Origin of the sequence: Catenulispora pinisilvae (genome assembly GCF_015356865.1) — a bacterium.
In the GTDB taxonomy this organism is placed as follows: domain Bacteria; phylum Actinomycetota; class Actinomycetes; order Streptomycetales; family Catenulisporaceae; genus Catenulispora; species Catenulispora pinisilvae.
Window position 1 is genome coordinate 1 of the sequence record NZ_JAAFZA010000008.1, and the last position, 14,169, is coordinate 14,169.

Sequence of the window (14,169 nt, forward strand, 5' to 3'; positions counted from 1 at the left end):
GCCGGTTTTCGTCCGCCCTGCCACGCGACCGCGCCTTGCGTACACAAGCCGGCGGACGAAAACAGGCGGTTTTTTCACAACGCCCTTAACCCCGTACGTGACCGGCGGCCTCCGTGCCCGACTCTCGTCCAACCCGCAACCACACCACCAACACGGCAAACCAATCCAGCCACCGCACTAGGCGCGAGTGCCACGCCGGGCTTCCCTGAGAAGCGAGCTTGGCGCTGGCAACACGGCGAACCGGTCCCCGCACCACAAGAAGCCCGCATAGCGCCGCAAGCAAGCTAGTGGCGCCACGCGGCTCGGCAAAACACGTGGCTGCGGCATCGAGCACGCCGACGCCGGAAACGAATCAAGCGAGCTTGGCGCTGGCAACTCGGCGAACCGGTCCCCGCACCGCAAGAAGTCCGCATAGCGCCGCAAGCAAGTTAGTGGCGCCATGCGGCTCGGCAGAACACGTAGCTGCGGTATCAAGCACGCTGGCGCCGCAAGCGAATCAGGCGTGCGCAGCAATCAGCAGCGTGCTCAAGCTCCCCGGGCGCGCGGCTGGCGAAGCGGGCTGGCACAGCACCGGCCGTGGCAGGCGCCGAATCAGCCCTTTGATAAAACAGCCGCAGCCATCGTGCCCTGCGAAAAAAGTAAAACAGAACCCTAAAGCTCCCCGCCCGATCTGCCGATACAAATATTAAGCGGCCCCCGGCCCCGGCGTAGCTCGCGTCCCTGCCCTCCGCGAGCGCGCCGTCGCCGGTCGCTGCCTCCTGGTAGCAGGTTTCCGGCAGGTTGCCCCCCGGCCTGTCGGGGGCCGGTTCCGCTCCGTGATGATCTGCGGATTTCAGCACCCGCAGATCATCGCGGCGTGGGGCGGTGTTCAGGGCCGTGTGCTTCAGGAGCCCGCCGACGCAGCTAAGGAGTGCGTCAGCGGGCTCTGTCAGGCCGGTGGCCGTTTCGGCGGGGTCGCGCTACTTGATCGAGCCCGCTGTCAGGCCGTCGACGACCTTGCGCTCGATCAGGCCGAACAGGACGATCACCGGGATGGTCGCGATGACCGTGCTGGCGAACAGGTGGCCGTAGTCCACTGTGTACTGGCCGATGTAGTTGTCCACCGCCACTGACAGTGGTGCCTTGTCCGGACTGGTGGTCAGGGTCAGGGCGACGATGAACTCGTTCCAGGCCGCGATGAAGGTGAAGATCAGCGCGGTCACGATGCCCGGCATCGCCAGCGGGATGGTGACGCGGCGGAAGGCGCCGAAGCGGGTCGCGCCGTCGATCATCGCCGCCTGTTCCAGTTCGACCGGGATGGCCGAGAAGTACGCCGACAGGATCCAGACCGCGAAGGCCAGGTTGAAGCCGGCGTCCACGATGATCAGGGCCCAGACCGAGTTGATCATGTTCAGGTCGCGCATCTCGCCGTAGATGCCGACCACCATGGCGGTGGGCTGGAACATCTGCGTGACCAGGACCAGGAACAGGAACGCCTTGCGGCCGCGGAAGCGCTTGCGGGCCGTGTAGTAGGCCGCCGGCAGGGCCACGAGCAGCACCAGGAAGGTCGCGCCGAAGGCGACTTCCAGGGTGATGCGCATGTTGGTGCCGAAGCTGGAGTCGCCGGAGAACACCGAGGTGAAGTTCGACCACTGGAAGTGGTGCGGGATGATCGTCGGGTCGGAGTCCTCCTTCACCGGCCGCAGCGCGGTGAGGAGCATCTCCAGGTAGGGGGTGATGAAGATCAGCGCGATCAGGTACGCGCCGCCGACCATCAGGATCTTCTTCACGCTCGGCAGGCCGCGCGGGGGCTTGGGGGCGTTCGGGACCCGGTCCTGGCGCTGGCTCCGAGAGGAGGTCGTGACCGCGGTCATGCGTCGGCCTCACTGTTCCACTTGCTCACCTTGAGGAAGGCGAAGACGATCACGATGATCAGCGCGAAGTTGACCATCGACAGGGCCGCGGACTCGCCGATGTTCTGGCCCTTGAGGATCCACATGAAGACCGTGGTGGTCGCGGTGTCGTAGCCCGGCCCGCCCTTGGTCATCTCCCAGATGATGGGGAAGCTGTTGAACACGTTCATCACGTTGATGACCGTGGCCACCAGCAGCGCCGGGCGCAGCAGCGGCAGCGTCACCGAGAAGTAGGTGCGGACCTTGCTCGCGCCGTCCACCTTGGCCGCCTCGTACACCTCGGCCGGGACGGTCTGAAGGCCGGCGATCACCGTGTAGCTGGTGAACGGGATCGACACGAAGATGGCGACCGCCATCTCCCACATGAACCCGGAGCCGGAGTGCCCGAGCCAGTCCGCGGTGTTGCTGTTGCGGTCCACCAGGCCCAGGTCGTTCAGGATGATGTTGATGAACCCGTAGCCCGGGTACAGCATCCACTTGAAGATGATCGCGGTCATCATCACCGAGGCCGCCCACGGGGCGATCAGCGCCCAGCGCGCGACGGTGCGGCCCGGGAACTTCTGGTTGAACAGCTGCGCGACGCCCAGCGAGATCACCATCGTGAGGGTGACGACCACGACCACCCAGATGCCGGTGCGCTCCAGCACACCGGACAGGTCCTGCTCCTTGAACAGCTTGTTGTAGTTGTCCGTCCCGTTGGACCCCAGGTTCACGCCGTAGCGGGACCAGTGGGTGGTCGAGGACTGGACCATCTTCACCACCGGCCACAGCACGGCGAAGGCGATCAGCGCGATCGCCGGGCCGATCCAGGCCAGCGGGGCCAGGCCGGACAGGACCGACCTGGCGAGGGCGGGGCGGGGCCGGCCGAGCCGGCCCCGCTCAGTGTGCGTCGTCATAGCTGGGGTATCCCGTGGGACCTTAGTTGCTGGCCGTCGCGACGGCCTGGATCTGGTCCAGGACGCCCTTCGGGTCCGAGGTCACCGCCTTGCCGACGATGTCCTTGACCTTCTGCGAGGCCGGGTCCCAGTTCGGGTCCGAGCTCGGGTACCAGGCGGCCGTGGGCAGCGCGTCGATGAAGGGCTTCAGGGCCGGGTTGGACGCCGACAGGTCGGCGGCCGCGTCCTGGGTGGCCGGCAGCAGGTCGTAGAGGTTGTCGAACTTCTCCTGGTACTGCTTCTGGAGCGCGAAGTCCAGGAACTCGCCGATCGCGGTCTTGTGGTCCGGGTGGCTGTTGAAGGCCTCGATGAAGTCCGCGACGCCCAGCGGGGTGCTCAGCGTGCCGGTCTTGCCGGGGATCGGCGAGGACTTGAAGTTGCTGCCGATGGTGCCCTCCTTGAGGATCGGCAGCAGCGCCGGGGAGCCGTTGATCATGCCGATGTTGCCGGCCGCGAAGTCCTTCCACAGGTCCGTGCGGTCCTTGGTGCCCGGGTCCGGCTCGGTCAGGCCCGGCTTGACCAGGTTGTCGGTCAGCCACTGGAAGGTCTGGACGTTCTGCGGGGAGTTGATGTCCCACTTGCCCGAGGCGTCCTTGTAGCCGCCGCCGTTGCCCAGCGTCCACAGGTAGGTCTCGGCCTGCGCCTCCTCCGAGCCCAGCGGCAGCCCGAAGCCGGTCTTGCCGAGCGTCTTGATCTTCGCGGCGTCGGCGGCGACGTCGGCCCAGGTCTGCGGGGCCGTGGTGATGCCGGCCTGCTGGAACAGCTGGGTGTTGTAGAAGAAGGCGCGGGTGGAGGTGGTGAACGGGATGCCGTACTGGGCCTGCTGGCCGTCCTGGCCCTTGGTCTGGCCGAGCTGGGCCACGTGCGGGATCAGGTTGCTCAGCGTCTGCGGGGAGACGATGTCCGAGGCCTTGTAGAGCAGGCCCTGCGCCGCGACGTCGGCGTAGCCGCCGCCCTCGAACAGGTCCGGGGCGTCGTTGTTCTGGAGCGCCGTGGTCAGCTTGGTGGCCAGGTTGTCCCAGGTGGCCTCCTGGAGCTGGACCTTGACGTTCGGGTACTTGGCCTCGAAGGCCGTGATGATGTCGCCCCAGTAGTTCTTGCTGTCGTCAGCGGTACCGCTGCCGTAGTTCGGGGCGAGCAGGGTGATGGTCACGGGCTTGGAGGAGCCCGAGGACGAGGACGAGCCGCCAGAGGACTTGCTGGACGAGCACGCCGAGAGGACGAGGGACGCGGCCAGACCGGTCGCGGCGAGGGTGGCGAGACGCTTCACCTGGGTTCCACCTTTGTCGGAGGGTGAGGGTTGGGGACAGCAGGTCGTGACGCTGGGACACGCTAATCAGGTTTCAGTCAGCGGTATAGACCAGATGGCCCTCAGGTATAGACCAGTTATCGAACCGTCATCTCGGAATCGGGACAGAATCGGATCAATCCGGGCGTAATCAAGGGGTTGAAAGCGTCTTCAGAATGAACCACTGTTGAGCCGCAGATGTTGGCCGGCGTGCGGACCGGCCGTACGGCGACTTCCGCCGCGATGACCGGATCGTTCCGCATCCGGGCCGGAACGGGCCTGCCGCCGGCCCGGCCCGGCGGCGATGCTGAGGACATGACACAGCGCGCTCTCATCGTCATCGACGTCCAGGAATCCTTCCGCTCCCGGCCGCTCTGGCGACTGATCGACAACCCCGATATCGCCGACGACGTCAACCGCCTGGTGGACCACGCCCGCGACCACGACGACCTGGTGGTCTGGGTCCTGCACCAGGAACCGGGCACCGGCGGCGCCTTCGACCCCGAGTCCGGCCACGTCCGCTACCTGGACGGCCTGCGCGCACCGGCCGCCGGCGAACCGCAGATCCGCAAGACCTCGCACAACGCGTTCACCACCACCAACCTGCAGCAGCTGCTCACCGAGCACGGCGTCCGCGAGCTGGCGATCTGCGGCATCCGCACCGAGCAGTGCTGCGAGACGACCGCGCGCCTGGGCTCCGACCTGGGCTACCAGGTGACCTTCGTGATCGACGCGACCGCCACCAACCCGATCGCGCACCCGGACGCGCCGGACGGCCTGACTCCCGAAGAGCTCGCCGCCGACCCCCGCACGCTGCCGGCCTCGGCGGTCGTGGAGCGCACCGTCTTCGCGCTCAGCGGGCGGTTCGCGACCGTGGCGACCGTGGACCAGGTGGTCGGTTCGGGCGTTCCGGCAACGATCGGACTAAGCTGACCGGATTGTGAAGGTCGTCTTCCTGCTCATCCCGCGTCTGCACCTGCTGGACCTCTCCGGTCCGGCCCAGGTGTTCTCCACCGCTGATGATCACGGGTATCCGTACGAGCTGCGGTACGTCGCCGAGCAGGAAGACATCGTGACCGCGCAGGGCGTCCGGCTGCGCGCCGAGACCGAGTGGCCCGGCGCCGGACCCGCCGACCTCGTCCTGGTCCCGGGCTGGCGCTCGCCCATGCTCAAGGGCGGCCCGCGCCCGGGCCGGGAGCTGCTGGGCCGGCTGGTCGCGCACCACGCCGCCGGCGGCACCGTGGCCAGTGTCTGCTCCGGCGCCGACGTGCTCGGGCAGGCCGGGCTGCTGGACGGCCGGCGCTGCACCACCCACCACGATCTCCAGGACGAACTGGCCCTGCGTTATCCGCGGGCCCGGGTCGAGCGCGACGTGGTCTACGTCGCCGACGACCGGGTGATCACCTCGGCGGGCATCGCCAGCGGCATCGACCTGGCGCTGCACCTGGTCGCCGAACAGCACGGCCCGGCCGCCGCCGCCCGCGTCGCCCGGGACATGGTGGTCTACGCGCGCCGCTCCGGCGAGGAGTCGCAAGACAGCGCGATGCTCCGGCACCGCTGGCATCTGCGCGACGCCGTGCACCGCGCGCAGGACCGGATCGACGCGAACTACGCCGAGCCGTTGCGGCTCACGGAACTGGCGCGCGCCGGTGGCGTCAGTGAACGGACGCTGACCCGGCAGTTCGTGGAGAGCACCGGTATGACCCCATTGCGCTACCAGCAGACGCTGCGTCTGGAACGCGCCGAGCACCTGATCGGCCACGGCGCGACGGTCGAGGCCGCGGCCCACGCGGTGGGCTTCGCCGACGCCCGCATGTTGCGCCGGCTGCGTTCGCGCGTGATGTAGCACACGTCACTTTCATCCTCTTGCTCCGCAACCGCCCCACCCCCCTTGGGCGTCTGAGAACCGCACGGGAAAAACAGGCAAGCTGGCGGTACCCATCAATGAATGGCCATACTCTGAGGCTGGATCGGGGACCGGACTGAGAGGATCGTGGATGACACCGGCACCGACGGGAAGGACCGGCGACGGCAATCCGGGACGCGGGGTACCTCCGCGGCCGGACCGGCCGCAGGGACCGCCCCGCGGCCGCGAGGTACCGCGTCCCAGGCCCCCTCAGGACCCCCGGCAGGGGCCCGCCGTAGAGCCACGGACGCCGTGGGACGACTACTCCGCGCCGCAGGCCCCGCAGTACCCGCAGGGCCGCGACCCCCGTGCCGACCAGCAGCGGGACCCTCGCCACCCGAGCTACCAGCCGAATCCGGGCTACCAGCAGCCTGAGTACCCGCAGCCCGGTTATCAGCAGCCCGACTATCAACAGCCCAGCCGGCAGCAGCCGCAGCCGCCGCCCGGCTACCAGGCCGGGCACGCGCAGCAGGCGCCGAGCTACCAGCAGAGCCCGAGCTTCCAGCCGCACCCGGGTCAGCAGCAGAATCCCAGCTATCAGCAGAACCCGAGTTACCAGCGGCTGGACGGCGCGGCCCAGGACATGCGCGCGCTGGACGAGACCCACGTCCCGCGCGGCACCCGCCGCCGAGTACCTCAAAACCCTGAGGATCTGCGGCCGGCCCCGGTACCGGGCCAGCGGGCGCGGGCCGGCGAGTACGGCGGCGGCCCCGGCGACACCGAGTACTCCTCGGGTTTCCCGGACGGCTACAGCGACAACCACAGCGACGGCTACGGCGAGAACGAGAGCCCCGAGAGCGACGCCGTCGAAACCGAGGAGCACGGCCGGTCCCGCCGCCGCGCGAAGACCCGCCGCCGGGACCGGCTCACCCCGGCCCAGCGCCGGCGCCGCAAGCTCATCCGGCGCAGTCTCGCCGGCGTGCTGGCCGTGCTGGTCTTCCTGACCAGCTACTCGCTCTACGGCGCGCTGAGCGCCCCGGGCAACATGAGCAACCAGGCCCGGATCGCCGAGTGGGCCCGCGGGCACGACATGGGCTGGGCCGTCACCTGGCTGGAGAACCAGCAGTACCAGAGCAACAAGCCGAAGACCGGCGGCGGCCTGTCCCCCTCGCAGCTGGCCGACCTCGCGCCGCCGTCGGCGACGCCGACCCTGGCCCAGGGCCAGCACGATCTGGCGCCGATGAAGCCGTTCGTGCCGAACCCGGCGCCGGGTGAGGGCGTCTGGCAGCCCACGGTCGTGGTGAACGGCGTGCCGGTGATCCAGACCGCGAAGCTGCGCTCGGACCCCCAGCACCTGGACTACCTGTCGGCGGTGGCGTACATGGACCAGAAGCACGCCAGCTTCATCCTGCACCCCGGCTCCCAGCAGCCCGGCACCGCCGGCTACAACCAGACCGACCACCTGTCCGGCGACCAGTTCAAGAACCTGATCGCCACCTGGAACGGGGCCTTCCTGCTCAGCCCGAACGACGCGCACGGCGGCTTCTACCTCAACGGCAAGACCTACGGCACTCTGGTCCCGGGCCAGGCCTCGGAGGTGTTCTACAAGGACGGCACGGTCAACATCGGGTCCTGGAACTCCGGCGCGGGCTTCCAGCTGGACCCGAACGTGGTCGGCGTCCGGCAGAACCTCCAGCTGCTGGTGGACAACGGCCAGGTCAACCCGAGCGTGGACAGCGAGGACAAGAAGCTGTGGGGCGTGACGGTCAAGAACGCCTACTACGTCTGGCGTTCCGGGATCGGCATAACGGCCGACGGCAACCTGGTCTACGCGATCGGCCCGGCGCTGTCCGTCCGGACCCTGGCCGAACTGCTCCAGCGGGCCGGCGCGGTGCGCGGCATGGAGCTGGACATCAACCAGGAGTGGGTGTCCTACATGACCTACGACAGCAGCAAGGGCCAGAACCCGCCGGACTCGACGAAGCTGTTGGACTTCGCCCGGACCGCGCAGCGGTATTACTCAACTGATGAGCGCGACTTCGTGGCCGTATACAGTCGTTAGCTCCGAAGGTCGCTCGCTCTATCGCTCCCCTCTCGCTACCTTTGTTCGGTAGGCGAGAGGGGAGCGCTGTTTTTCATGAACGGGACCGTATTCGGCATCATCCTGATCGTGCTCGCGGCCGCCGGCGGTGCGGCGTTGTGGGTGGACACCGTCCGCAAGCGCGACAAGCAATAGCCGCGGCGAACGACGACAGCGGGCGACAGCTCGCTCAGTAACCGCCGGAGCCACCGCTGCCTGGCGGACGTGGACGCGTTCGCCGGTGCCGGACTCGACGGTCCGGCACCGGCGGCCGTCCTCACCTTCTTCGATCGGATCGGTGGTTCAGGACCTCAGGACCGCTGGTTCAGGACCGCTGGATCAGCGTCAGAGTGGTCCACACCCCGACATGGACCCGCTGCCCGGCCTCGACCGGGAACGCCTGGTTCGGCGGGAGCGGCGCGGTGTCGTCGTTGAGCACCGTGCCGTTCGTCGACTCCAGGTCCACCACCGACCAGCCGCCGTCCGGGCGCCGCTGGAGCACCGCGTGCAGATGCGAGATGCCGGGGTCGGTGGGCGGGCCCGTCAGGTCGATCTCGACGCTCCCCTTCTTGCCCGAGCGGCCTATGCGCACCGTGTCGCCGTCGAGCGCGAACTCGCGTTCCGGGCAGTACGGCGGGAACGGGTAGGCGGCCGCGTCGATCTCGCCCTCGGCGACCACCGCGTCGTAGTAGGCGCGGTCGGCGCTGGCGACGGCGATCCATCCGGAGGTGGCGGCCGGGGCGCCGACCGGGTCGACCGGGTCGATGGTGACCGGGTCGACGAAGACCGGGTCCACTTCCAGGGGCCCGGGCGTCGGGTCGCCGCCGACCGGACCTGGGCCCGGAACCGGATCGCCGCCGCCGACCGGGTCGGTCCCGGTGGTGCCGCCGGCCCCGGGGCCCGGCCAGACCCCGGTGCCGATGCTCCCCTCCTGGTCGAAGGGGAAGCCGCAGGCCTCACAGAAAGTGTCGCCGGCCTGCCGCGGGATCAGGCAGTTCGGACACGGGTCGCCGGGCGAGCCGTAGGCCGACGCCGCGCCGCCCGTCCCCGCGCTGGAGACCGGCTCCGACACCTGCACCGGACCGCCCATCGACAAGCCGCACTCGTCGCAGTAATCGGTCGCGACCGTTTGGTGTCCGTCCGGACACGTGGCCATCATCGTCCCCCTGCCTTAATGGTCGCCATCGTCAGCTCCCCGAGCCGCCGGTCCGCTTGTTGGTCCGCACCGTCTTGGTCGAGTCCAGCACGGCCTCCATCACGTCGCCCTTGTTGACATCGGACTTGGACTTGGCCCGCAGGACCCGCTGGGTGTCCGGGTCGACCTCGGCTATCTTGCGCAACATCTTGACGGTGTCCTCGCGCCCGGACTCCAGCGCCAGGTCCATGGCGCGGCCCAGGCGCGCGGTGGCGGTCGGCATGTCGCCGGCCTCCTGGGCGGCCGCGCCCTCCTCGATGGCCGCGGCCATCTCGGCCTGGCCGGTGTAGTGCGCCACCCGGCCGTTGATCCGCCCGGTCTTCTCCTCCTCGTTGGTCCAGATCGCCCGGATCTTGCCCTCGCCCAGCGCCGTGACGCCGGCGCTGTCCTTGGCCACCAGGGTGACCCGGCCGGCCAGCTTCTCGGTGTTCAGGTTGCCGGGCTCGACCTCGACGCAGATGTGGTACTCGCGGCTCTCCGCGCCCCAGGCACCGGTCGGATAGTCGCCGATGAGCGGGCCGCCCCCGTCCGCGCGCTTCCCGGTCAGGTCGGCCAGCGTCGGGTTGACCTGCTTGACGAACCGGACCACCGCGCCCTTGGGCGTCCACAGCCGCAGCGCGACGTCCGCGACCTCCTTGCCCATCGAGTTCGCGGTCATCTCGCGGAAGTCCTCGGCCAGCCGCTCCGGCTCGCGGATGATGCCCACGGTGCCCAGCAGCGCGTCGGCGATCTTCTTCACCTCGGCGATCTCCCAGTCCTCGCCGATCCCGCGGCAGTCGGCGGTGAAGGTGCCGATGCTGGCCTGGATGGCCCGGGCCAGGTCGGCCGGGGTCTCCGACTCGTCCTTGCCGTCGGTGAGCAGGATCGCGTGCTTGATCGCGTTCGGGTGGGCGTCGAAGATCCGGCCGGCCTGGCCCAGCCAGCGGCCCATCGCGGTGCCGCCGTTGGCGTGCAGGCGCGAGACCGCCTCCTTGGCCGCCGCGCGGCTCTGGTAGTCGGCGCGCAGCAGGTGGCCGCCGGTCGGGTAGACCACGCGCGCGCCCTCGGTGCCGGCCACCACCGCGAAGTAGGTGCCGTCGCTGAGCGTGTCGATGGCGACCTTGGTGGCCTCCTTGGCCGCCATCATCTTGGTGCGCGGGTAGTCCATGGACCCCGAGCAGTCGATGATGATGACCTCGACCTTCTCGCCGCCAGCGCCCGGGGCCGGGGCCCCGTAGGCCGGCGCCGCCGCGCCGCCGGTCGCGGAGGTGGCGGTCAGCGTGACCACCGCGTGCACCTCGCGTGCGCCCTCGGCGAGATACTCGTTCTGGTTGATCTCGAAGGCGAAGTCCGGGTACTGGCTCATGGCTGCCTACTCACTCCTGTCGTGCTGACGCCCTCGGCGGGCGGCTGAACCGGATAGGGGACGAGCACCGCGGTGATGTTGTCGTGACCGCCGTCGGCCAGGGCCCGGCGGACCAGGGCCTCGGCCGCGGTGAACGGGTCCGTCAGGGCCCCGGGCAGGGCGATCGCGGCCAGGTCCGCGGCCTTCTCCACGTAGTTCCACAGGCCGTCGCTGCACACCAGGACCACGCCGGGGCCGTCCGGGGTGAAGCTCGCCAGATGCGGCTCGGGACCGCCGGAGTCGGCGCCGAGCCAGGCCTCGATGGCGTGCGAGCCCTCCTCGGCGTCGTCCCGGGTCAGGGCGCGGGAGGTACCGCGCTCGTCGAGCCAATAGGCGCGGCTGTCGCCGAGCCAGGCCAGGGTGACGTCGGTGTCGACGATGGCGCAGACGTAGGTGCAGGCCGGCGGGTTGCCGTGGTCGGCGTCCCGGGCCAGGCCCGAGACCGCGTGGTCGGCGTCGATCACGGCCTGCCGGGAGACGGCGCGCAGATCTGCCCGCCGGCCCCGGCGCGGCTGGTCTTCCTCGGCCGTCGAAGGCTCAGGGGACAGGGTCTCGGGGGCGATGGTCTCGGCGACCACTGTCTCCGGCACCGTTTCCATGACCGCGGTCTCCACCGGCCCGGCGCGCGTCGGCTCCGGCCCGGGTCCGTCCGGGGCGCTACCGCCGGCGATCGCGGCCAGCAGCAGCTTCGCGGCGGTCTTGACCGCCGCCGCCGAGGCCTCGTCCGGCCGCTCCGAGGTGGACACCCCGTCGCAGACCACCGCGATCATCAGGGTCCGGCCGTCCGGCCCGAACGCCGGGCCGAGCGCCATCGAGTCCTCGTTGCGGTGGTGGCGCAGGCCGCGGTCGCTGACCCCGGCGACCGCCTTGAAGTCCACCTCCATCCGGTCCCGGCGGCGCGGCTGTAGATCGCCGCAGTCGGTGCAGTAGCCCTCGGCGTCGATCTCGGTGCCGCCGCAGGAGACGCAGGGTTTGGGGTCCTCGGCGGTACCGGGTTCCTCGTCCCCGGTCACCGCCTCGGCCAGCGCGTACCCGCACTGCTCGCAGAACCGCGAGGCCTGGTCGGCCTCCAGGTCCGTCGCCCCGCACTTGGGACACGTCAGTTGCAGTGCCATGGCAGTGTCCGCCTCCGGTCCGGCCGTCGTCGCGCCGGGGCCCGTCCCGACCGCGGTCCCGACCGTCATATCAGGGTCCTGGGACGGACCGCGTTGGCCTGGTCGACCAGCTCGATGCGCTTGCCCTTGTCGGTGGCCAGCCGGGCCAGCGAGCGGTAGGTGTGCTCCATGCCCAGGCGCAGCGAGCGCTCGTCGACGGCGCGGTCGATGAGCTTCTGGCCGGGTTGCAGGTCCTGCGGCACCTGGACCTGGAGCCGGCGGCCCGCGGTCTGGAACACCTCCAGCGCCAACAGGTTGGCGTGCTCGGGGTCCAGCCGGTCGGCCAGCCACTTGTAGCGGCTGTCGATCCCGGCCAGGTCGGCGCCGGTCAGGTCGTTGTCCCGGCCGGCCAGCAGGGCCCGCAGCGCGGCCTCGTTGGCGGCGGTGTGGTGCGTGGAGGTCTGCGGCACCGCGCCGAACGCGGCCACCGCCGCGCCGCGCTGGCCGGTGCCCAGCAGCGCCCGGGCCAGACCGAAGGCGGCGCTGACGTAGCCGGTGTCGGTGCGCCAGACCGTGTCGTAGTAACGGCTGGCGGTGACGAAGTCGCCCTGAAGCTCGGCGCAGGCCGCCAGCGCCAGCTTCGGCGCCGCCTCGCCCGGCAGCGCGTCGTAGACCGCGGTGAACATCCGCACGGCCTCGGTGAGCAGGCCGCCCTGGAGCTGGATCAGGCCGCGGTACCAGAAGGTGCGCCAGTCGCCGCCGTTGTCGTTCTCGAACCGGTCGAGCAGCCCGACCGCGGCGGCGAAGTCGCCGACCGCGGCGGCGGCCAGCACCAGGCGCAGCTGGATCTCCTGGGAGTTGCCCAATAGCGGGGAGTTCTCCAGGGCCCGGCGCTGGTCGGCCAGATCCAGCGCGCCGAGCCCGGCCAGGAACTGCGCGCCGGGGTCGTCGCGGTCCACCAGCGGCACCGGCAGCGCCTGCGCCACGGCGAACGGCTCCGGCACCGCCGCGGTGGTGCTCGGCACCCGGACCTCGGGCCCGAACATGACCGAGGCGCCGGGATGCGGCTTGTTCTCGTCCAGCGAGAGCACTTCGCGCAGCACCGCGGTCAGCTGCTCGGCCATCTGCTGGGCCGAGCCGAACCGCATGTCCGGGTCCTGGTCGGTGGCCCGCTGGAGCAGCTTGTAGAACGACTCGTGCCGGCCGAACAACGGCACCACGTCCGGCGCCGGCAGCTCCTCCAGGTAGGTGGTCTGGTAGGTCCGGGTGTCCAGGCTGGTGAGCACCGCCAGGCTGCGGCCGACGGTGTACAGGTCGGACTCCACCGAGGGGCCGTCGGCGATCTCCGGGGCCTGGAAGCCGCGGGTGCCGTAGATCGGCGAGTCCTCGTCGTCCATCTGGATCACACCGCCCATGTCGATGAGCTTGAGCTGCTCCTCGGACTGGATGATGTTGTCCGGCTTGAAGTCGTTGTAGACCAGGCCCAGGCTGTGCAGGTAGCCGAAGGCCGGCAGGATCTCGATCGCGTAGGCGATGGCCTGCGCCACCGGCAGCGGGCCGGCCTGCCCGGCGGAGTCCCGGTACTCGTCGCGGATCTGCTTGAGCGAACTGCCGCCGACGTACTCCATGACGATGTAGCCCACCGGCGCGCCGGTCTTGGCGTCCGGGTGCTGCACGAAGTTCATGATCTGCACGATCGAGGGGTGGTTCACCTCGGCCAGGAACTTGCGCTCGGCGGCCGCGGCGGCCATCGCGTCGGCGTCGCCGGAGTCCAGCAGGCCCTTGAGGACCACCCAGCGGTCCGAGACGTTCTCGTCCTTGGCCAGGTAGATCCAGCCCAGACCGCCGTGCGCGATGCAGCCGAGCACCGCGTACTGCCCGACCTTGTCCCCGGCCTTCAGCTTGGGCTCGAAGGAGAACGCGGTCCGGCACTTGCGGCAGAAGCCCTCGGTGCGGCCCGGCTGGCCGTCCCGGCCGCGGCCCACCTCGGCGTTGCACTTCGAGCAGCGCCGCTTGTTCTCCGGCACCATCGGATTGGCCATGATCGCGGTCATCGGGTCCCGGGCCGGGACCGGCGGCACCTCGATCAGCCCGGCGCCCAGGTTGCCCCGGCGCGAGCGGCCGGAGCTGCCGCCCCGGGTGCCGCGGGTGCGGCTGGACACCGAGGTGGAGTTGCGGCTGGAGGCCGACGTGGACGTGGAACGCGTGGAACTGCTGGTGCGCGCCGAGTTCGCGGTACGCGACGAGGCCTGGCCGGCCCCGGTGCGCGGCGCGGTCTGCGCCGCCGCCGCGGCGGCGGTACCGCAGGTGTCGCAGTAGCCGTCGGCGTCGATGGTCCCGTCGCAGCCCGGCTCAAGACAGGCGGTCACTGGTGTTTCCCTCTCCCCTGTAAAACCCTTGTGGAGCCTTGTTGAGATTCCGATGGAGTCCGGTGTGGTCGGTTTCGCCCCCGCTC

At 70.1% G+C, this 14,169-nt stretch carries 10 protein-coding genes; 3 read left to right on the forward strand and 7 right to left on the reverse strand.

Translation table 11 applies throughout. The features are described from left to right. Nucleotides 1-959: 959 nt before the first annotated feature. From IZR01_RS03860 to IZR01_RS03870, 3 genes are read right to left on the reverse strand one after another with little or no spacing between them, the layout of a single operon-like run. Nucleotides 960-1,853: a carbohydrate ABC transporter permease gene (locus tag IZR01_RS03860; protein ID WP_194895149.1), complete on the reverse strand. Its 894-nt coding sequence runs from the start codon at nucleotides 1,851-1,853 to the stop codon at nucleotides 960-962. Then, nucleotides 1,850-2,788: a carbohydrate ABC transporter permease gene (locus IZR01_RS03865; RefSeq protein WP_194922906.1), complete on the reverse strand. Its 939-nt coding sequence runs from the start codon at nucleotides 2,786-2,788 to the stop codon at nucleotides 1,850-1,852. Before IZR01_RS03865 ends, IZR01_RS03860 begins: the two co-directional genes overlap by 4 nt. 22 nt (nucleotides 2,789-2,810) lie before the next feature. Further along, nucleotides 2,811-4,097: an extracellular solute-binding protein gene (locus IZR01_RS03870; RefSeq protein WP_194895151.1), complete on the reverse strand. Its 1,287-nt coding sequence runs from the start codon at nucleotides 4,095-4,097 to the stop codon at nucleotides 2,811-2,813. A gap of 333 nt (nucleotides 4,098-4,430) precedes the next feature. On the opposite strand from IZR01_RS03870, the gene IZR01_RS03875 reads away from it, so the two are divergent. The 3 genes from IZR01_RS03875 to IZR01_RS03885 all read left to right on the forward strand — a co-directional run bounded on the left by IZR01_RS03875 (nucleotide 4,431) and on the right by IZR01_RS03885 (nucleotide 8,023). Continuing rightward, complete coding sequence (locus IZR01_RS03875; RefSeq protein ID WP_194895165.1) at nucleotides 4,431-5,048, forward strand: isochorismatase family protein; 618 nt, start codon at nucleotides 4,431-4,433, stop codon at nucleotides 5,046-5,048. 4 nt (nucleotides 5,049-5,052) lie between these two features. Beyond that, nucleotides 5,053-5,961, forward strand: coding sequence for a GlxA family transcriptional regulator (locus IZR01_RS03880; RefSeq protein WP_194895166.1), 909 nt, complete (start codon nucleotides 5,053-5,055; stop codon nucleotides 5,959-5,961). A gap of 151 nt (nucleotides 5,962-6,112) precedes the next feature. After that, a complete protein-coding gene (locus tag IZR01_RS03885; RefSeq protein WP_194922907.1) occupies nucleotides 6,113-8,023 on the forward strand; it encodes a phosphodiester glycosidase family protein in 1,911 nt (636 codons plus the stop codon). Nucleotides 8,024-8,366: 343 nt separating this feature from the next. On the opposite strand, the gene IZR01_RS03890 is transcribed toward IZR01_RS03885, so the two are convergent. The 4 genes from IZR01_RS03890 to IZR01_RS52965 are packed head-to-tail and all read right to left on the reverse strand — an operon-like array spanning nucleotide 8,367 to nucleotide 14,083. Next, nucleotides 8,367-9,200, reverse strand: coding sequence for an FHA domain-containing protein (locus IZR01_RS03890; RefSeq protein ID WP_228558899.1), 834 nt, complete (start codon nucleotides 9,198-9,200; stop codon nucleotides 8,367-8,369). 28 nt (nucleotides 9,201-9,228) lie between these two features. After that, the gene (locus IZR01_RS03895; protein WP_194895154.1) at nucleotides 9,229-10,581 is read right to left on the reverse strand and encodes a VWA domain-containing protein; all 1,353 of its coding nucleotides are present in this window, start codon (nucleotides 10,579-10,581) and stop codon (nucleotides 9,229-9,231) included. Further along, nucleotides 10,578-11,804: a PP2C family protein-serine/threonine phosphatase gene (locus IZR01_RS03900; RefSeq protein WP_194922908.1), complete on the reverse strand. Its 1,227-nt coding sequence runs from the start codon at nucleotides 11,802-11,804 to the stop codon at nucleotides 10,578-10,580. Before IZR01_RS03900 ends, IZR01_RS03895 begins: the two co-directional genes overlap by 4 nt. Beyond that, entirely contained in the window at nucleotides 11,801-14,083 is a 2,283-nt protein-coding gene (locus IZR01_RS52965) for a serine/threonine-protein kinase (protein ID WP_323746376.1), read from the reverse strand. Before IZR01_RS52965 ends, IZR01_RS03900 begins: the two co-directional genes overlap by 4 nt. Nucleotides 14,084-14,169 lie beyond the last annotated feature (86 nt).

Excerpts from the sequence above, each read along its gene's own strand:
- IZR01_RS03860 (WP_194895149.1), bottom strand. The coding sequence starts at position 1,853 with ATGACCGCGGTCACGACCTCCTCTCGGAGCCAGCGCCAGGACCGGGTC.
- IZR01_RS03865 (WP_194922906.1), bottom strand. The coding sequence starts at position 2,788 with ATGACGACGCACACTGAGCGGGGCCGGCTCGGCCGGCCCCGCCCCGCC.
- IZR01_RS03875 (WP_194895165.1), top strand. The coding sequence starts at position 4,431 with ATGACACAGCGCGCTCTCATCGTCATCGACGTCCAGGAATCCTTCCGC.
- IZR01_RS03885 (WP_194922907.1), top strand. The coding sequence starts at position 6,113 with ATGACACCGGCACCGACGGGAAGGACCGGCGACGGCAATCCGGGACGC.
- IZR01_RS03890 (WP_228558899.1), bottom strand. The coding sequence starts at position 9,200 with ATGATGGCCACGTGTCCGGACGGACACCAAACGGTCGCGACCGATTAC.
- IZR01_RS03895 (WP_194895154.1), bottom strand. The coding sequence starts at position 10,581 with ATGAGCCAGTACCCGGACTTCGCCTTCGAGATCAACCAGAACGAGTAT.
- IZR01_RS03900 (WP_194922908.1), bottom strand. The coding sequence starts at position 11,804 with ATGACGGTCGGGACCGCGGTCGGGACGGGCCCCGGCGCGACGACGGCC.